The 19,053-nt window shown below is 28.9% G+C and carries 16 protein-coding genes and 2 other annotated features; of the genes, 8 read left to right on the top strand and 8 right to left on the bottom strand.

Translation table 11 applies throughout. The features are described 5' to 3' along the window. Positions 1-56 precede the first annotated feature (56 nt). The gene (locus tag Ccar_RS05840; RefSeq protein WP_007059619.1) at positions 57-518 is read right to left on the bottom strand and encodes an Lrp/AsnC family transcriptional regulator; all 462 of its coding nucleotides are present in this window, start codon (positions 516-518) and stop codon (positions 57-59) included. Positions 519-655: 137 nt separating this feature from the next. Between Ccar_RS05840 and Ccar_RS05835 the strand changes: the two genes are divergently transcribed. The 5 genes from Ccar_RS05835 to Ccar_RS05815 all read left to right on the top strand — a co-directional run bounded on the left by Ccar_RS05835 (position 656) and on the right by Ccar_RS05815 (position 4,108). Further along, on the top strand, positions 656-1,498 hold the full coding sequence (locus tag Ccar_RS05835) for an aldo/keto reductase (RefSeq protein ID WP_035774324.1): 843 nt from the start codon (positions 656-658) through the stop codon (positions 1,496-1,498). 223 nt (positions 1,499-1,721) lie between these two features. Continuing rightward, positions 1,722-2,084 carry a DUF2089 domain-containing protein gene (locus tag Ccar_RS05830; RefSeq protein WP_007059621.1) on the top strand — a complete coding sequence of 121 codons (363 nt, stop codon included), beginning with the start codon at positions 1,722-1,724 and terminating at the stop codon, positions 2,082-2,084. A 64-nt stretch (positions 2,085-2,148) separates the two neighbouring features. Beyond that, positions 2,149-2,538, top strand: coding sequence for an SHOCT-like domain-containing protein (locus tag Ccar_RS05825; RefSeq protein WP_007059622.1), 390 nt, complete (start codon positions 2,149-2,151; stop codon positions 2,536-2,538). Positions 2,539-2,550: 12 nt separating this feature from the next. After that, positions 2,551-2,802 (top strand): hypothetical protein, encoded by a 252-nt coding sequence (locus Ccar_RS05820; protein WP_007059623.1) that lies wholly within the window; start codon positions 2,551-2,553, stop codon positions 2,800-2,802. A gap of 40 nt (positions 2,803-2,842) precedes the next feature. Continuing rightward, a complete protein-coding gene (locus Ccar_RS05815) occupies positions 2,843-4,108 on the top strand; it encodes an MFS transporter (protein ID WP_007059624.1) in 1,266 nt (421 codons plus the stop codon). Positions 4,109-4,221: 113 nt separating this feature from the next. Here the strand turns inward: Ccar_RS05815 and Ccar_RS05810 are convergent, their stop codons facing one another. Next, positions 4,222-5,100: an amidohydrolase family protein gene (locus tag Ccar_RS05810; RefSeq protein WP_242655064.1), complete on the bottom strand. Its 879-nt coding sequence runs from the start codon at positions 5,098-5,100 to the stop codon at positions 4,222-4,224. Between the two features lie 17 nt (positions 5,101-5,117). Further along, on the bottom strand, positions 5,118-6,410 hold the full coding sequence (locus Ccar_RS05805) for a S41 family peptidase (RefSeq protein ID WP_007059626.1): 1,293 nt from the start codon (positions 6,408-6,410) through the stop codon (positions 5,118-5,120). A 192-nt stretch (positions 6,411-6,602) separates the two neighbouring features. Here Ccar_RS05805 and Ccar_RS05800 point away from each other — a divergent pair, with 192 nt between their 5' ends. Further along, a complete protein-coding gene (locus tag Ccar_RS05800; RefSeq protein WP_007059627.1) occupies positions 6,603-7,889 on the top strand; it encodes a glycosyl hydrolase family 18 protein in 1,287 nt (428 codons plus the stop codon). Positions 7,890-8,010: 121 nt separating this feature from the next. On the opposite strand, the gene Ccar_RS05795 is transcribed toward Ccar_RS05800, so the two are convergent. The 3 genes from Ccar_RS05795 to Ccar_RS05785 all read right to left on the bottom strand — a co-directional run bounded on the left by Ccar_RS05795 (position 8,011) and on the right by Ccar_RS05785 (position 12,072). Continuing rightward, positions 8,011-10,098: a methyl-accepting chemotaxis protein gene (locus Ccar_RS05795; protein ID WP_048029983.1), complete on the bottom strand. Its 2,088-nt coding sequence runs from the start codon at positions 10,096-10,098 to the stop codon at positions 8,011-8,013. Between the two features lie 265 nt (positions 10,099-10,363). Then, a complete protein-coding gene (locus tag Ccar_RS05790; RefSeq protein WP_007059630.1) occupies positions 10,364-10,828 on the bottom strand; it encodes a GreA/GreB family elongation factor in 465 nt (154 codons plus the stop codon). 197 nt (positions 10,829-11,025) lie between these two features. Further along, complete coding sequence (locus Ccar_RS05785; protein ID WP_007059631.1) at positions 11,026-12,072, bottom strand: PocR ligand-binding domain-containing protein; 1,047 nt, start codon at positions 12,070-12,072, stop codon at positions 11,026-11,028. A gap of 381 nt (positions 12,073-12,453) precedes the next feature. Here Ccar_RS05785 and Ccar_RS26050 point away from each other — a divergent pair, with 381 nt between their 5' ends. Continuing rightward, positions 12,454-13,674: a PAS domain S-box protein gene (locus Ccar_RS26050; protein ID WP_007059632.1), complete on the top strand. Its 1,221-nt coding sequence runs from the start codon at positions 12,454-12,456 to the stop codon at positions 13,672-13,674. Between the two features lie 118 nt (positions 13,675-13,792). Then, positions 13,793-13,991, top strand: a binding site (T-box leader). Between the two features lie 42 nt (positions 13,992-14,033). Continuing rightward, positions 14,034-14,236, top strand: a binding site (T-box leader). Between the two features lie 123 nt (positions 14,237-14,359). Beyond that, positions 14,360-15,703, top strand: coding sequence for an MFS transporter (locus tag Ccar_RS05775; protein ID WP_007059633.1), 1,344 nt, complete (start codon positions 14,360-14,362; stop codon positions 15,701-15,703). Between the two features lie 100 nt (positions 15,704-15,803). Here the strand turns inward: Ccar_RS05775 and Ccar_RS05770 are convergent, their stop codons facing one another. Both Ccar_RS05770 and Ccar_RS05765 read right to left on the bottom strand, forming a co-directional pair. Next, positions 15,804-16,166: a response regulator gene (locus Ccar_RS05770; protein ID WP_007059634.1), complete on the bottom strand. Its 363-nt coding sequence runs from the start codon at positions 16,164-16,166 to the stop codon at positions 15,804-15,806. A 39-nt stretch (positions 16,167-16,205) separates the two neighbouring features. Next, the gene (locus Ccar_RS05765; RefSeq protein WP_007059635.1) at positions 16,206-19,043 is read right to left on the bottom strand and encodes a response regulator; all 2,838 of its coding nucleotides are present in this window, start codon (positions 19,041-19,043) and stop codon (positions 16,206-16,208) included. Positions 19,044-19,053 lie beyond the last annotated feature (10 nt).

Below are 19,053 nucleotides of genomic sequence, written 5' to 3'. Positions count from 1 at the left end.
ATGCTTATATTTAAAATGTGTTACAAAATTTTATACAAAACTTCTCATACTTATACTCAATCTTCAAAAAACGAAAAAAACTTTCCCACACTTTTATTTATAGGGACTTCTGAAAATATGATATTAGTAGATGTAGTAGCATCTAGTGTTGAAACCTCATCAACAAACTTTTCAATTTCTAAAATGGATTTAGTACTTAATTTCACAAGTATACAAGAATGTCCTGCTATCCTATAACAAAAAATTACGCGTGGGTGATTATAAATGAATTCTTTGAACTTATCAAATTTGCTGTTTTTAAGATCGATTTGAATTATACATTGTATAGACATATCCAAAGCTTTCTCATTTATCTTTATAGTATACCCTTCTATCACTCCACTGTCTTCCAACTTTCTTATCCTCTCTGTTACAGATGGAGGTGATAAATTAATTCTTTTTGATAATTCTCTTATAGATAAACGGCTATCTTTTTGAAGTTCCATTAAAATTTTAATATCTGTATTGTCCATTTTCATATGATATAAATTTCCTTTCATTTCATTTTATTTAAAATATATTTATTAATAAATAGTATCAAATATTAAGTTAATTTTACCATTTATATATTATAATATAGTTAATTTCAATTATCAAATTCGAAAGGATGATTAAAGTGAAGAACATTAAAAGTTATACAATTTTGAACAATGGAGTAAAAATGCCCTGGCTTGGCTTTGGTACCTACAAAGCTGATGACAAAAACAGTATTGTTGAAGTGGTAAAGGAAGCATTAAAAATTGGATACAGACATATAGACACAGCTCCTTTCTATAATACTGAAGAAGGTGTAGGAATTGCAATAAAAGAAAGCAAAATTTCTAGAGAAGAAATATTTTTAGTAAGTAAGGTCTGGAACTCAGATCAAGGTTATGAAAAAACTCTTCAGGCTTTTCAAACTACTATTAAAAAGCTTGGAACCAATTATCTTGATTTATATTTAATTCATTGGCCTCAACCTTTAAGTAAAGAAACCTGGAAAGCTTTAGAAAAGCTCTATAAAGAAGGTTATATTAAAGCTATAGGTGTAAGCAATTTCACAACTGAACAATTAGAAAAATTATTTCAAAGCATCGAAATACTACCTATGGTAAACCAAGTTGAATTCCACCCTTATCTTGTTCAAAATAATTTAATAGAATTTTGTAAAAAACATAATATTCAATTAGAGGCTTGGTCACCTTTAATGCGTGGAAAAGTCTTTGAAATTCCACTTTTAAAAGAGCTCTCAAATAAATATAAAAAAACAATTTCTCAAATTGTACTAAGATGGGATTTGCAAATGGGTATTGTTACTATTCCTAAATCAACTAGTCCATCAAGAATAAAAGAAAATGCAGACTTATTTGATTTTGAAATAAGTAAAGAAGATATTGATAAAATAAAAAAACTAAATATTAATTTTAGAATAGGAATGGACCCATATAAGGTTTTTCAAGGACAAATAATTAAAGATTAGTATATTTTAATTATTTACTCAACTATAACACAGCCTAAACTTAAAACATCAAATTAAAAATGTTAATTCAGAACTTAAAAATATTAATTTTAAACTTTAAAATATAAACAAAAAACTTAATAATATTAAATTATAAGCAAATTAATATTAATTTTTTTAATTTTAGTATTGATTTATTTAATTTAAAGTGATATATTATAAACACAGGAAAGGAAGTGATAATTTGGCATATAAAGTTATTAGTAAATGCCCTGTTTGTTCTTCTAAGCTTTTCATTTCAAAACTAAAATGCTCTAAATGCAATACTATAATTGAAAATGATTTTGAAATGTCAAAGTTTGAATATCTTTCAGTAGAACAACTGAAATTTATAGAGGTATTTTTAAAAAACAGAGGAAATATAAAAGATGTTGAAAAGGAGCTTGGCATCTCCTATCCAACAGTAAGAGCAAAATTAGATGAAGTTATAACTGCTCTTGGATACAAGGTAGCAAAGGAACCTTCAGTAGATAAAAAGAAAATAGTAGATATGCTGGATAAAGGAGAAATAACTCCAGATCAAGCAATTAAGATGCTAAATGAATAGTATGTTAATTAAAAGCAAGTACATATATTAAAAAATTTAAAGATTATAAAAAGGAGATTTTAAAATGAATGAAGAAATATCAAAAATATTAAAAATGGTAGAAGAAGGTAAAATAACTTCTGAAAAGGCAGGACAGCTTATTGAATCACTTAATCCTAAAAATAAATCCATTGAGACCTTTCAAAGTACTTCAAATGATGCAGATATTATGAATAAAATGCTTAAAATAAAGGTTACTTCTCACGATGGAGACGATGTAAATGTTAATCTTCCAATTAAGTTTATAAAAACCATGCTAAAAACTATAGGTAAAATACCAATAACTGATAATATTAAAGGAATGGAAAATTTAGATTTAAATCTTATTTCAGATGCAATAGATAATAACCTTTCTGGAAAAATAGTAGATGTTAAAAGTGCAAATGGCGATTTAGTAGAAGTTAGCATAGAATAGAAAGGATGTATTATGAAAATATATATTAAATCAGGCAAAATGGGATTTACAATACCTGTTCCTAATGTACTTTTAAAATTTGGAATTTCAATTGTAGATGCCCCATTTATTCAAAAACATATATCTGAAAAAGATAAAAAGTATGTAAATATGATTAACTGGAAGGAACTTTCAAGTTCTATTGACATCTTAAGAGAGTACAAAGGCTTAAAAATTGTGGATGTACACTCTAAAGATGGAAGCCATGTTACCATAACTTTATAAATAAATTTAAAAGAGTAATTTTAATATATAAGGAGACAAAATGAAACTTCAAAAAAATTTATCATTTTATATGTTGGGAAGATTTATATCCTATATTGGAACTGGAATACAGCAAATAGCAATGCCACTCTATATATTGGATATAACTCACTCCGCAATTATGATGGGAATATTTTCTGCTCTTAATTTATTACCTAATGTAATTACATTACCCTTCGCAGGTATTTTAGGTGATAGAAAAAATAGAAAAAATATCATGGTAATAACCGATATTGGAAGAGGAGTTTTAATATTAACTTTAGGTCTTTTAGCCTCTTGGAACAGCTTGAATATTTATATACTGTTTTTAATACAAATATTTATTTCTATTATGGATAGTATCTTTTCAGCATCATCTACAGCAATTCTTCCAGAACTTATAAAAGAAGAAGAACTTATGAAAGCTATGTCCCTGAGAGGTGGTAGTGATGCAATTTCCATGATTATAGGACCTTCTCTTGGAGGCATAATCTATGGACTTTGGGGAATAAAAACAGTATTTTGTTTAAATGGTTTATCCTTTATATTATCAGCAGTTTCTTCAGTTCTCATAATTTATAAAAACGCAAATGACAAAGAAGGAAAAATAACTTTAAAATCATTTTTCATAGAAAATGCCAGTGTAGTCAGCTTTATAACGAAAAATAAAGCTCTGAATCAACTATTCCTATTCTGCTTATTAATTAATTTTCTTGTTGCACCATTCTTTGATATAGTATTTCCCTATGTATTAAAAAAGTGTGTAGGTTTCAATTCTGAGCAATATGGTTATTTAATTTCATGCTTTACTGTTGGAATACTTCTTGGGAACATAGCCATAGGTATTTACTTAAAAAGCTTTAGTACAAAAATAGTAATAAAGGTTGCAATTTTACTTCAAGCAGCTATGCTTTTCATTCTTACATTTTCAGTATATCCAAATTTCATAAACTATCTTGGTGGACATGATCTTAAATTATTTATAATACTAGCAATAGTAATATTACTAAGTGGATTATTCAATTCAGGAATAAACACACCTATAAATGTAAATCTTCAAAAAATGGTGCCAAATGAAATGAGAGCAAGATTCTTTGCTATACTTGGTGTATTCTGTCAAGGAGCTGTCCCTTTTGGATCATTAATTTATGGATTTGTACTTGGAAAATTTGCTTACCAATATGTACTTCTAATTGTAACCATAATATTTCTTGTTGCTTGTTTTATTTTTATTATTAAAGCAGTTGCAGAAGTCTATGAACCACAAATCTTACACTCTCAAATATAGCTTTTCTATTAACCCTCATAGAGCACTAATCTACTATCTAAAAAGAATTTAAATATTATCAAATTTTTGTAGATTAGTTTTATTTGCCAAAATTGAAAGTTAATAAAGCATATCTATAGTTTAAGTGAAGATGAACCATTTTCCAAACACATTTTTAATACTGCGTTTTTGCTAAATCCAATATTCTCAAAGTGATTTATTTCATCGAAAATACCAGTAACCTGAGGCACAGCATATGCACCAGCATCACTTCCAAGTGCAATTTTAACACCCATTTCATAAGCTTTTACTATATTTTGAATCTGCACTGTATATACTTTTCTTATTGTATCCATCTGATCTTTAAAGTTACTATCATTTCTTTTAAGTATATTCCCCAGCGGAGAAAGAGTAGGTACCCATACTATCTCTTTCTCTGCCATTTCATATATCTCCTTATCTGAAATAAGGAATCCATGTTCTATGGTATTAACTCCTACCTTTATAGCCTGAGATACCCCCTGTTTACCATTAGCATGCACCATAATTGGAACTCCATATTCCTTTGCACTTTTCACCATATATTCCAGTTCATCATATGAAAATGCCACACTTCCCACATCACCAAATTTATCAAAATTAACTATTCCAGTTAATATAATTTTAAGATGATCTAATTTATTCTCCTTTAAAATATGAAATTCTCTTTTAAAATCTTCTATTCCATCAACAGCTCTTCCTAAAAATGATCCATAATGGCCTTTTTTGCAAATTGCAAATATAGGTGTTCTGTATATTATTCCTTCCTCTTTTGCAATTTCCCGTGCTAAGCAGGAAGCAAATATTCCATCTCCTCCATCCCTTAAAGCACATACATCTTTCTTTTTATATTCCCTCAAAATTTCAGTAAGCCATTGTCTTTGCAATTCAATTGGAGAATTACTCCACTGACTTTTTTTAAACAAATTATTATGCGCAATATGTATATGCGAATCAATTATCAACAAAATCACCTTCTTAACTATATCTATTATTTAACATTACTTTTATCTAAAACATAATCCAAGAAATCATATTTACCATTAAAGTATGAAGAAGCTTTAAGAGGAATGTTAACATCAGGGTATATAGAATCCGTTTCCTTATCAGTGGTTTTAAAATAACTACTAGAATAATATATATTTACATTTGTATTTGATAAATGTATTACCTTTACCTCACCAAAATGATTTGGTTTACCTCCTGTAGGTTCACCAATAAGTATTGCTTTTGTGCTATTCCTCAAATCCATAGAATTTAATATTGCAGAAGAAAATGTCTTTCTTCCCACTATAACAAACAAATTTCCTTTTTTATTAATACTATCCCTTTTCTTTATTTCATCTAAAAAATTATCAAAAAGCTTAGAATTCCCACCACCATTATCACTAAAATCTATAACTAAAGTTTTAACTTTTTTGCTATCAATGGTATTAAAAACATCCTTTGTAAATTGTGAAAAAGAATAATCAGGTATATTGGAACAACTATTATACTTTACATAAAGTAAATTACTATTTTGGATATAATCAAACCAATAATTTTTATCCTGCTTTTGTTTTGAAATTGGAAACCTTTTACTGTACTCGATATTATCTGATAAAAACTTTACATTTTTGTAATCTGATTTTTTTAAAGGTTGTATATTTACACTGTTTGGATAACCTTCAAAATTTAAAACTATATTATCTTCCTTAGTTATTCCTGCAATTTTAAGCACTTCCACAGATCTTAATAAAGTACAAATTTGGCTCTTTATAATAGCTTTATTATCTTTAGATATAAAAGGATCAATTTTTTCTTGAACTTGTGCCATAGAATATCCATTAACCGAAGTTAATTTTTTTCCCCATAGCTCTTTGTATTCAATGGACGAATCAACTACATAAATTCCATCATCAAATTGAAAAAAACTTACTGGATACGATGAATCTCCTTGAATGTCAACTGTTGTATGACTATCGTTTATAGAACTTATTATTTTTGCAAGCTCACCCTTAATTTCCATATCATTATATTTATTAACTTTTCCAATAAGTGAATCCATTTGATTATAAAATTCAGTTTTACTCTTGGGAAAAAATAAATTTTTATGTTTTTTAGGTAATTCTTTTTTTACAAATTTTAAGTCTGATGTCCACTTTTCATTTCTATTTGAAGTATTAAGTACAGGTGAATTAGTGGTTCTATTAAACATAGCATTATAAAAATAAATACCTGCTGCTGCAGCTATAACTATTATACCTGTTACTATAAAAATCAAACTTTTCTTTTTTAATTTCATAATACATAATTCCCTTCTTTAAAATTACTATAATTGATTCTAGGTTATATTTACCATTTAATTATAGTATCTTTAACTTTAAGATACAAATAGATGTTTTAACAATTTCATATTACTGTCTTTTTCATAGTACATTTCCCTTTTCTATACCATATAATGATATTGTATAAGTTTTATAAGGAGAAGTATACTATGCAAATCCACGTTGTTCAAGCAGGACAATCTATATTTGATATTGCCCGATTATACAACTCTACAGTTTCAGCAATTGTAGGTTCCAATGAAGTGCCAAACCCTAACCAATTAGTTGTAGGACAGACGCTAGTAATACCTATAGTTGGAAGTTATTATTGGGTTCAACCAGGAAATAGCCTATATAGCATTGCACGCAGCTTTGGTATCAATTATCGAAGACTTGCACAGGTTAATGGAATTTCACCTGGTACCCCTCTAAAAGTTGGATTAAGATTGTACATCCCACCACGTCCTAAAAGAAATGCAGAAATAAATGCATATGTTGAACCAATAGGAGGAAAAGTTGACCCTGAATTGGAGCAGTCAGCTCGAAGTGCAGCACCATTTCTCACATATCTGGCACCATTCAGTTTCCGTATTCAACGAAATGGAACTTTGGAACCACCTCCTCTAAATAATTTTGCAGCCATAGCTAGAGCAAATAATGCAAGCTTAATAATGGTAGTTACTAATATTGAGGAAGGAAAATTTAGTGCAGAACTTGGAAGAATCATTTTAACAAATACGGAAATACAAAATCGTTTGCTTAATAATATCATTGCACTTGCAAAACAATATAATTTTAGAGACATACACTTTGATATGGAATTTTTACCTCCTGAACTGCGAGAAAATTATAACAGCTTCTTAAGAAAGGCAAAAGCAAGATTATCTTCACAAGGATTATTAATGTCAACAGCTCTTGCTCCAAAAACCAGTGCCACCCAAGTAGGTGCTTGGTATGAAGCTCATGATTATAAAGCTCATGGACAAATTTCAGATTTTGTTGTAATAATGACTTATGAATGGGGTTACAGTGGTGGTCCAGCAATGGCTGTATCGCCAATAGGTCCTGTGAGAAATGTACTAGAATATGCTCTAACTGAAATACCTGCTTCTAAAATTATGATGGGCCAAAATTTATATGGATATGATTGGACATTACCTTTTGTACCTGGAGGAAAATTTGCAAAAGCAGTTAGTCCTCAACAAGCTATTGAGCTTGCTGTTAAGTATAATGTACCAATTAAATATGACTATAAAGCACAGGCTCCTCATTTCAACTATACAGATGAGGCTAGAAGACAGCATGAAGTATGGTTCGAAGATGCAAGATCAATTCAAGCAAAATTTAATCTTGTAAAAGAATTAGGTTTACGAGGTGTAAGCTACTGGAAATTAGGTCTTTCTTTTCCTCAAAATTGGCTGCTTATAGAAAATAACTTTAATGTAACAAAACGCTAGATTATAATATTTCTCATATTACCCAAGCAAAATACCTTCATTAGTATTTTGTTTGGGTAATCCAGAAAGCTGTTAATTATTTCCTGGAAAATATTATATTTTATCCTTGGCAAATTACATATTACAATTTAAACTTACTTATCTCATCTGTCATATCCTTAGCCATATCTCTTAACTTCTCAACAGTTGAAAATAAGTTTTGAGCAGTTGAACTCATTTCTTCAGATGAAGCTGCTATTTCTTCAGATGAAGCTGAATTTTGTTGTGAAATAGATGAAGTACTTTCTACATTCATTAAAATTGAATCTTTTTGCTTGTTTATATTTTTAGCTGAATAGCTTACTCTATCTATTTCAGGAATTATATTTTCTATTTTGTCTACAATTTCTTTAAAACACTTAATTGTTTCGCTTATAGAAGTCATCTGATTATTTAATTCATCATTCATACTACCACTATCATTTAAAATAGTTTTGGTATCACTAGATATATTGCCTAACAGTTGGGTAATTTCATTAGAGGAATTTTTACTTTGTTCAGCAAGTTCTCTTATTTCTTCAGCAACTACTGCAAATCCTTTACCTGACTCCCCTGCTCTTGCTGCTTCAATTGCTGCATTCAAAGCTAATAGATTTGTTTGTTCTGCAATGCTATCTATTAAAGTTATTATATTATTTACCTTATTAACATTTTCACCTAAAATATTAAGCTTTTGACCAAATTTCTTAAAGGTTCCATCAATATTTTCAACTGATTTGGCTAAACCATTCATATTGTTATTACTTTCATTTGCAACATTATCAATTGCTTTTGATTTTTTTTGAATTTCAACTAACGTTTTTGTTATTTCCTGTATTGAATTTCCAAACTCAGTAAGTATATTAGTTACTTCCACAAGTTCATGAGCTTGCTTTTCTGTTCCTGCTGCAACTTCTTGAACTGCATTTGCAACCTCACCAGATGAGCTTTCTACAAATTGAGCAGAGCTATATAAATCTTCAGCTTTTTCATCAATAGATTGAGAGTGCGTTTTTATTTTAATAAACATTTCTTTTAAAGCAGCTTGCATTTTACTAGTTGATTGAGCAATGTCTCCAACTTCATCATTAATATGAAGATATTTTGAATTAATTTCATTAGAAAAATCACCTTTTCCCATTAATTTAAGATGTTCAGTTATACTGCTTATTGGGCTTGCAATTTTTCTTGATAAAGCAATTGTTATAGCAATACTTAACAATGTAAATATCAATATAATTGAAAAAGAAATTCTTCCTATAATCTTAGCACTATTCATAAATTCACTTGTTTCTATAAAGCATATGTAATTCCAATCTAAATTTGACTTTGATTGTTTTTCAACATTTATAGAATATTTTTTTCCATCTTGAAGCTTCATTTCAAATGAAGTATCCTTGTTATAAGAATCATTTAATTTGCTTATATTTAATTCTTTTACGTTTTTCGAAACTAACTTTGGATTTTTTGCATCTGCTAAAATAGTACCATGTTTGTCAACTAAAACAATATATCCATTTTCTCCAACTTTAATACCTTTAATGATTTTTGTAAGCTTATCAAGATCAATATTCATGGTTACTGCACCTTTAACCGTACCAGCCGCATCTTTTATTAAAGAAAGAGAAACAATACTTTTAGAGCCATCTGAAGAAAAATATACATCACTTAAAACAGCCTTATCTGGATTTGCAAGCGCAAGCTTGTACCAATCTCTTGTCCTTGCATCATAGCCATTTTTTCTGGCTGAAGCTGGATATTGTACATACCCTCCATTTGTTTCAACACCTAACGAAACACTTTGTATTTCAGGATGGGCATCTTTAAAATTTTTAAAAGTATTATATACTTCTGCCTCATAAGGATTATTGGTAAGTGGTGTCATTTGAACTGAACCTGATGGATCTTTTTTATCCACATATGAAGTTATTCTTGAATCTGCTTGCTTAAGCAATTCACTTTTAGCTAACATACGGGTATCTTCTTGAATTAATGAAATATAATTGTCTACCCCTGTATTTACTTCAGTTAATTGTTTATTTACTGAATTCATATAATCATTTTTTGTTTGTATAACTACCTTCCAATAAACAATTGTACCCATCAAAAGTAATGAAATTACAGTTAGTGAAACAAAACATACAATTAGTTTATTTTTAATATTAAGCTTTAAATTGGTATTTTCTTTCATTTAATCATAACCTTCCTTTTTTGTAAAATTCGTAAAAATTATAATATTAATAAAAGCAGAAATATATTCTATTTTATCATATATATATCACTTTTATTCAAAATACTACTAAAAACAACTATCTTTTTAATTATTATAACATAGGCAAAAATATTAAGGCAATTTAATGAAAAAGCACTGTACTAGCATTAAAAAATTTAAATGCTATTAGTACAGTGCTTTTTCACTATATTCATACAAAAATTAGAGCCCATTAAACATAAGTTTATAATATTTCTAATATTTCCACTGTATAATTTTCACTTGGAGCGTTAACTTCAACTATATCTCCAGCTTTTTTGCTCATTAACGCTTTACCTAAATCTGATTCTACACTTATGAGCATATTTTCTGGATCTGCATCTACAGTAGTCACTAATGATACAACTTCTTCGTCTTCATCATCTACAAATTTAATTTTAAATTTACTATTAACTCCTATAACTGATTTATCTTGGCTCTTATCATCTACTACAATTGCAGTTGAAATCATAGTTAATAAATATTGAATTCTATTATCGTTTTCTCTATAATTTGCACAAGCTTCCTTATATTCTGCATTTTCTGACCTATCACCATGTGCAGCAGCTACCAATTTTTCTTTTGCTATCTGAGCTCTTTTTACAGTCATTCTATAGTCTAGTTCTTCCTTTAATTTATCGATATTTTCTTGTGTTAGTATATTCTTCATATGAGAATAACCCTCCCTGACATATATTATGTTAATATTATATAATATATAGAAAAAAATTCAAATTAATTTATTCAATATTATTATAAAAAATAACATTCACATAAAACTTTAATTTTCATGCGAATGCTGTCTTTATTTAACACATTGCTGATTTTAATTTTTTACAAATCCCAATTAAATAAAAATCTTATTTTTTAATTATGAGAGTTTGCTAATTTATTTAGTGTATCAGTAAATTCTGCAATTTGTTGTAAAGTTGCAGTAACCTCTTCAATTGCAGCAGATTGTTGCTCTGTATTTTCCAATGTAGAATTAGATGAATCTATAGTTTTATCTACTGAATTCTCTATCTTGCTTGTAAGCTCTGATATTTTTAAAGCTGTTTCCTTAGAATTTTGTGATAAGCTTCTTATTTCAGTTGCAACAACTCCAAAACCTCTTCCAACTTCCCCTGCTCTAGCTGCTTCTATAGCTGCATTTAATCCAAGCATTTTTGTTTGGTCAGCTATGCTTTTTATTGAATCAAGTATTGCATTAATCTCTGTAGATATATTTTTTACATTAACTATTTCTTCACTTAAAGTATGTTGATTATTAGTTACATTAACTGAAGCTGCCGATAATTCTTCCATGGTAGCTGAAATTTGATTGAAATTATCTGAAAGCACTTGAGACATACTCCTAATTTTTAATTCTTCATATCCTATTTTTGATAATGCATTAGCAATAATATATAGCACCTCTGCAGCTGCTCTTATACTTTTCTCACTAGTAACTTTTATTTTATTTACTGCTTCCACATATCCATTTTCACTAACACCTAATTCTCTTGCAGTTTCCCTATATTTTGATTCTTCAGGGCTAGAATTCAATATTTGTCCACCTAAAATCGTTCCAATTTGTCTACCTTCTATTAATATAGGAGCAGCAAAATCAATTAATCCTGCATGACAAGTATAAACATAAGGTCTTCCTGTTCTTGCAGCTTCTTCTCCACCTTTTTTATGGCATTCATCACATCTGTCCATACCTGCCTTAGTGGACTGAGTAAATTTCATACAAAAATCTGTATAAGAACTTGGTCTAGTTACTGGCCTTCCATTAATATCTACTGTTACACTGGCAATGTCCATACTTTCCGCAAAATTATCTTGAAATCTTTGAAGCAAATCAATATCAATAACGTCCTTAATCTCTATTGAATTCAAATCAACATCTCTATCATTATTTGTTTTTAACATAAAAAACCTCCAAAAATACACTAAACTTTATTTTGAATATATCCATGCAAAATAGATAATTTTTAACATATTCAGTTTCATATTTTTCACCAATTAATAAATTGCAGTATTTATTATATCAGCATATTCTGACCATATTCTGACCAATTTCTACAATTTGTATTAAATATAATTTACAATTTTATAATAATATTGTTGCAATTATTGAATATGGGATTTATTATTTATGTATGAATTGAAATTATAATAAAAAATTAACTTTATATAAGATAAATTTCATTATTAATATAAAATCAATAAATATTTAGAGCTAACTTTAATAATATTGCAGTAGACCAAATATTAGTTAATAAAATAACACATATAGAACAGGTGAACACTATGGATAATTTTAATAATATAAAAGAATACTTAAAATCAATTGAAAAATGCAGATTAACTTCAGACGATTCAGTTGAATGCCTATGGTTATTCGATTTAGCAAGTAATTGTTTAAAGTACGTAAGTCCATCTGTCTTCAATTTAAGAGGATTAACTGTACAAGAAGCGCTGAAAGAAAAGCCTGAAGATTCCTTTACTTCTGAATCACTGAAAAAATTGAAGTCTCAATGTATCAGTATGTTATATCAATTTTTAGATGGAGTTAGAAATGAAGAAATTAAATCAAATGTTGACACTTATAATCAATATTGTAAGGATGGCTCAATAAAAAAAGTAGAAATCGCAATTAGATTTATCTTCAACAGAGAATCAAACAATTTAAATATATTAGGTATAACGCAGGATATAGGTCACAAGAAAAGTTCAAATAATAAAATTAATTATAAGTTAGAAAGTTTACTTAATAATGTTCATAAGGTTTTAGATGTTCCTAACGGACGAATATACTGCTTTGGCAAATTGTTAGTTTATGGAAGCAATAGTAATTCTCCTGTTAAATGGCGTACCAAAAAATCTGAAGAACTATTTACCTATTTACTGCAAAATAGAGAACAAGAAATTTGTAAATGGAAAATTTGTGACACTCTTTGGCCAGAATGCGATCCTAATAAAGTTAATAATCGACTACATACAACCTTATATAAAATGAAAAAAACTTTAAATTCAGCTAATATAAACTTTAATATTAAATTTGTGAACGGCTGCTACTGGTTTTGTCTTCCTGATGCATATGTTGATGTTTCAGAATTTAATTCTGTTGTAATTCCCGATATGATTATAAATGATGATACGATAAAGAAATATAAGAAAACATTTTTATTGTATAAAAATCCTTATCTAGAGGGAAATGACTTTGAATGGGCCTTTTCTCAAAGGGAATTATATTCAATAAGATATCATAAATTAGCAAAGCACTTAATAGATTACTATATGAAAAAAAGAAGCTATATTGACGCTAAAAGAATTATTCATAATGTTTTAGAAATATATCCTTTAGATGAACATGCAAATGAAATATGCTTAAAATTACATTTAATCCTTAAGGACAGAATATCGTTTATAAATCATTATAAATACGTACAAGAACTATATAAAGCTGAATTAGGAATCGAGCCAAGTTCTGCTATACAGAAGCTATATAATTCTATAATAGACGATTAATAAAAGAAGCTATGACGAATTTAGCAGAAGATTTTATATTTATAACATTCGTTAATTATAAATACAAAATAAATTTGACAATAAAATAACTTAATTGTATAATGGTAAAAAATAAATAAAAAAAACATTGATAGGAATCAAGTAAATATATGGTATTCAAAGCGAGTGAATGTTGGTGAAAATTCATAATGTCTATATATTGAAAACTCATCCTAGAGTTACAGGCTGAAACTATAGTAAGCTGTGTCGGTTTAAAAAGCCGTTATCTTGTAAGAAAAAATTTGGATGGTACCGCGGTATTGTTTCTCGCTCCAAGAGGATCAATGCTGCTTTTTTATTTTTACAAACAATTTAATAATATAAAAATTATGATAGAGAATAAGTAGATATAACTATAATTCAAAGCGAGTGGAAGTTGGTGAAAATCCACATTTATATTATATTGAAACTCACTCTTAAATTGCAATCTGAACGCTTGTTTAGTAGGATTCCCCGGCATAAAGTCGTTAAATTTTCATGAGTAATAAATTTGGGTGGTACCGCGATAGACCTCGCCCCATAGGAAGGTCTATTTTTTATGCCCATTTTTAGTAAGTAATTTTTACTGGCCAGTAAAATTATATTTATACAATATTTCAAATATTTGTAATATTCAGTTTTTATTTATCGATTGGAGGTATTTTTAATGTCAGAAGTTAATTGTATTTGTGAAAAAATGGACTATGTTCCAATATCTAAATTACATTATAAAATTTTATGGCTTATAGGTCTTGGAATATTTTTAGATGGATTTGATGTATATCTAGCAGGAGGAGTTTTAGGTGTTCTTTTAAAAAGTAAATGGTCAACTATGAGCTTAAATGCTACTTTTATATCTGTAACTTTTATAGGTCTTTTAATAGGTTCTCTAGCAACTGGATTTTTAGGAGACAGTCTAGGACGTAAATTTTCATATCAACTGAACCTCTTAATATTTGGAGGAGCATCTTTAGTTGCTGCCTTTTCTCCTAATATGATTTTTTTAATAGCATGCAGAGGTGTAATGGGAATTGGTCTTGGTGCTGAAATTGTTACTGGATATGCACTTCTTGGTGAATTTGTACCTGCAAAAACAAGAGGAAAATGGGTTTCCATGCTTTCTCTCATAACTAATGTATCTACACCAGCAGCTGCATTTTTAGGATATCTCATAATACCTAGATTCGGCTGGAGATGGATGTTTGTATTTGTAGGAATATTTTCTCTCATTGTGTGGATTTTAAGAAAAGACATGCCTGAATCTCCAAGATGGTATGAATCAAAAGGTATGGAGGAAAATGCAGAACATGTAATAAACATATTTTATAAAGAAGCAGAAATAGAGTCAGGTAATTCTATAAATCAACCATATGTTATAAAAAAAGCACATAGTGAATATAAGAATTCAGGAAACTTCTCTGACTTATTTAATAAAAATATGATTTCAAGAACTATAGTTGGATGTGTTGTATTAATTGCAATAAACACCTTGATATATACATTCGTAAGTTGGGCACCTACATTTTTCTTGAGAAAAGGAATAAATATTTCTAAATCTCTAGGATACACAACTATAATGATGATAGGCGCACCACTTGGAGCTTTGCTTGGTAGTTTCATTGTAGATAAATTCGGGCGTAAATGGTGTATTACTATATTTATGCTTGCAGCAGGTGTACTTGGTTATGCATATGCTTCACAAAATACCATGTGGGTAATACTTACTATGGGATTTTTCTTAACCGTCATCATATACATATTACTTACACTTGGTCTTGCAATTTATGTACCTGAATTATTCCCTACAAACATAAGACTTAGGGGATCAGGATTTTGTAATGCAATAGGAAGGCTTGCAACTATTTTTACTCCTTATGGAGTAGCATGGATACTTAAAAACTATGATACTAAAGTTGTTTTTATAGCACTTGGCATTTTACTCATAATAGTAGCATTAATTATTGCAACCTTAGGAGTTGAAACAAAACAAAAATCTCTAGATGAAATCTAAATATATTTTCACAAATAAAAGCCATGCACATTAGGAAGTTTTTTCCTGTTCGTACATGGCCTTTGTTTTTCTATATAACTTTTATTGATTATATATAATTTTATTTATATTCTTCTAATGCCTTCAATAAAGTTTCAGTAGTAAAAGGTTTCTTAATATAACCTTTAGCTCCTGCTGCTATACATTCATCCTTCACTTCTTCGTGTCCTACTGCTGACATGATAATTACAACTGCTTCAGAATCAGCTTCCATTATATCACTTAATACATGCATACCATCCATTTTAAACTCCGACATATTCAAATCTAAGAGTACAATATCTGGTTTTTCAGCTTTGAATATTTCTATTGCATCTTCTCTCCCTGATGCTTCAAAGGTGCTGGGAAAGCCTCCTTTTTCAATAATTTTTTTCACAAACATTCTCATATATGACGAATTATCAACTATTAATACCTTTTTCATATCAAAAACTCCTTTATATCTCTGATTTTTAAAGTTCTTCTAGTAAAACAAAGCTTTTATTTCAGCAAAAAGTCTACCACATTCATCTTCTTCATGTTTGAAAGCTGCTGCTTCTAACTTTATTGCCAATTCATGAATAGACATTATCCTTAAAGTTCCAGAAGAACCTTTTAACTCATGAGTCACTCCTGCCAATTTATCAAAATCCTTGTCATCTATGGCACGGTTAATATCTGCCAATAAATCAGGTAGACATCTTGTATATTCTTCAAGTATTTCCCTTGCATCAGCTTTTTCAAGCCCTGTAGTTTCAACAAAACAATCAATATTGTCATCTATTATTTTATTATAATCTGGTACAAGTTCTCTCTTTTTAGTATTCGCCTCTATCATTTTAAACATAGTATCAAAATTAATAGGTTTGCTTATATAAGCATCCATTCCAGCTTCAATACATTTTTCTGAGTCACCTTCCATAGCATTGGCAGTCATTGCAATAATTGTAGTATGCTTTTTATCTCCTTCTAAAATTCTTATTTTAGCTGTACATTCATAACCATCCATTACTGGCATCTGGCAATCCATAAAAACAACATCATAATCTTTTTCTGATACTGCTTTTAGTGCTTCACTTCCATTCACTGCCACATCACAAGTCATGTCATGTAGTTTAAGTATATTTATAACTATTTTACGATTCATTACATTATCTTCAACTAATAAAATCTTAGGTTTTAACTCATTCTTAACTTCTCTAACTATATGTTTGGTTACAACTTCACATTTTTCCTCATCTTCTTTTTTAAGTCCAAGCACCATGGCAATACAATTAAGTAAATCATCTCTTTTCACAGGTTTTCCTAAATAACATGAAAAACCATACTCTTTTGAACTCTTTGTCTCTCCCTTTTGATTTACAGAGGCTAGAAGTATTAACTTAACATCCTTTGCAAAAGGCATTGTTTTTAATGTGGTTGCTAGTTCATATGCACTCATATCTGTCATTTGATAATCTATGATAGCAGTATTTATTTTATTTTTTGTATTTGCTTTTGAAATAATTGTAGTAATAGCAGCAGCTGCATTCTTAGCTTCAAATACCATAAGTCCAGTTTCTTGAAGATATGAAACTACAATTTTTCTATTATTATCATTGTCATCAACAACTAAAACATTCATACCACGAAGCTTTTCAAAGTCAAATTTCTGCACTGAAGCTCCTTTTACAATCTTTAACTTTACATCAAATTTAAATGTAGATCCTTCCCCTACTATGCTTTCCACTTGGATTTTACCGCCCATCATCTTTACTAACTCACTAGATATAGCAAGTCCAAGACCTGTTCCTCCATACTTTCTAGTAGTAGAAGCATCTGCTTGACTAAAAGATTTAAAAATAGTGTTAATATGTTCCTTACGAATTCCAATTCCAGTATCCTTTACTTCAAAATTAAGAAACGCTATTTTATTCTCTTCTTTTAAACAATCAACTTTGACAGAAATTTCACCCTTGCTTGTAAATTTTACTGCATTACTTATTAGATTGTTTAAAACTTGTCTAAGCCTTGATGGATCACCAATAACCTCTTCAGGAACATTAGGATTAATCATGGTATAAAGCTCTAGATTTTTTTCTGCAGCCTTGGGAGCAAGCAATGAAACTGCATCTTCAATAGAATTCCTCAAATTAAATTTGATTTTTTCCATAGTTAGCTTTTTAGCTTCAATCTTTGAAAAATCCAATATATCATTAATAATATGTAATAATATCTCTGAAGCAGATTTTGCTTCACGTATAAATTCTTTTTGCTCCAAGGATAAATTAGTTGCTTGCAAAAGCTCAAGAAATCCAAATATTCCATTCATAGGTGTTCTTATTTCATGAGACATATTTGCAAGGAATCGGCTTTTTGCTGTATTAGCTGCTTCTGCTTGTTCTTTTGCCTTGTACAATTCTTTTTCTGCCAACCTTTGTTCTGTAATATCATTAGCAGTGCAAATAAGATACTGAATATTACCTTTATCATCTCTTTGAGGTCTACTTTTAATTTTAAGCAGTCTATTTTCACCTTTAAAATTTTTAATTTCAAGTTCTTTTTCTGCTGGTTCACCCTTTTGGAATAATTCCCAATTACTTTTAGAAAGCTTATTTGCAGTATCTATATCAAATATATCGTATAAATCTTGATATTCTAAATCACTTTTTGTCTTTCCAAAAAACTTTGCATGAGCCTCATTTGCAGTTGCATAGGAAGTAACATTGCTTAAAGCCCAAATTTGTGATTCAGAATTATTAAGCAAAATTGATTGTCCATTAATGTCTTTTTCATATACTTTTTCCTTCTCTATTCTTGCTTTTGTATGTGAAAATGCTTTTGAAATATCTCCTAATATCCTAATTTGACCTTCTTTCCAAACTATAGACTTTAACAAGCTTTCATATCCTATAAATCCAATTAATTTATTTTCACTTTTTAGCGGAATTATAAGAAAAGATTTTACTCCTTCCTTTGAAAAAGCTTCTATTTCTGATACTGCTTCATCTGGAATCTCATTTATGCTATTTATTACAACATCATTGCTATTTTTGATCTTCCGAATTAACCATGGCAAGGCATAAACTACCTCTTCCTCGTTAAATTCTCTTTTAGGTCTTACTTCCTTCCTATTCCATTGACATTCTATTTGCATAAAAGTAGGATCTTTGGAAAAATAATATATATAAATTCTATCCAAATCAAAAAATAAACCTATTTCCTCCAATGATTTTTTTAATTCAATATGATAATTAGTGCTATGTATATCTAAGAATTTCTGAAAATTACTATTAACTAGCTTCAGACATTCAATATTTATACAATTATCTTCACCATTCATAAAATCCCCC

The sequence above is a fragment of the Clostridium carboxidivorans P7 genome, from assembly GCF_001038625.1.
Classification (GTDB): Bacteria; Bacillota; Clostridia; order Clostridiales; family Clostridiaceae; genus Clostridium_AM; species Clostridium_AM carboxidivorans.
This window is presented reverse-complemented; position numbering and strand designations above follow the sequence as displayed.

What these genes read in the sequence shown, in the direction of transcription:
- Ccar_RS26050 (WP_007059632.1), top strand. Translation starts at nt 12,454, where the DNA reads ATGGATAATTTTAATAATATAAAAGAATACTTAAAATCAATTGAAAAA.
- Ccar_RS05805 (WP_007059626.1), bottom strand. Translation starts at nt 6,410, where the DNA reads ATGAAATTAAAAAAGAAAAGTTTGATTTTTATAGTAACAGGTATAATA.
- Ccar_RS05785 (WP_007059631.1), bottom strand. Translation starts at nt 12,072, where the DNA reads ATGTTAAAAACAAATAATGATAGAGATGTTGATTTGAATTCAATAGAG.
- Ccar_RS05825 (WP_007059622.1), top strand. Translation starts at nt 2,149, where the DNA reads ATGAATGAAGAAATATCAAAAATATTAAAAATGGTAGAAGAAGGTAAA.
- Ccar_RS05790 (WP_007059630.1), bottom strand. Translation starts at nt 10,828, where the DNA reads ATGAAGAATATACTAACACAAGAAAATATCGATAAATTAAAGGAAGAA.
- Ccar_RS05800 (WP_007059627.1), top strand. Translation starts at nt 6,603, where the DNA reads ATGCAAATCCACGTTGTTCAAGCAGGACAATCTATATTTGATATTGCC.
- Ccar_RS05765 (WP_007059635.1), bottom strand. Translation starts at nt 19,043, where the DNA reads ATGAATGGTGAAGATAATTGTATAAATATTGAATGTCTGAAGCTAGTT.
- Ccar_RS05770 (WP_007059634.1), bottom strand. Translation starts at nt 16,166, where the DNA reads ATGAAAAAGGTATTAATAGTTGATAATTCGTCATATATGAGAATGTTT.
- Ccar_RS05795 (WP_048029983.1), bottom strand. Translation starts at nt 10,098, where the DNA reads ATGAAAGAAAATACCAATTTAAAGCTTAATATTAAAAATAAACTAATT.
- Ccar_RS05840 (WP_007059619.1), bottom strand. Translation starts at nt 518, where the DNA reads ATGAAAATGGACAATACAGATATTAAAATTTTAATGGAACTTCAAAAA.
- Ccar_RS05815 (WP_007059624.1), top strand. Translation starts at nt 2,843, where the DNA reads ATGAAACTTCAAAAAAATTTATCATTTTATATGTTGGGAAGATTTATA.
- Ccar_RS05775 (WP_007059633.1), top strand. Translation starts at nt 14,360, where the DNA reads ATGTCAGAAGTTAATTGTATTTGTGAAAAAATGGACTATGTTCCAATA.
- Ccar_RS05820 (WP_007059623.1), top strand. Translation starts at nt 2,551, where the DNA reads ATGAAAATATATATTAAATCAGGCAAAATGGGATTTACAATACCTGTT.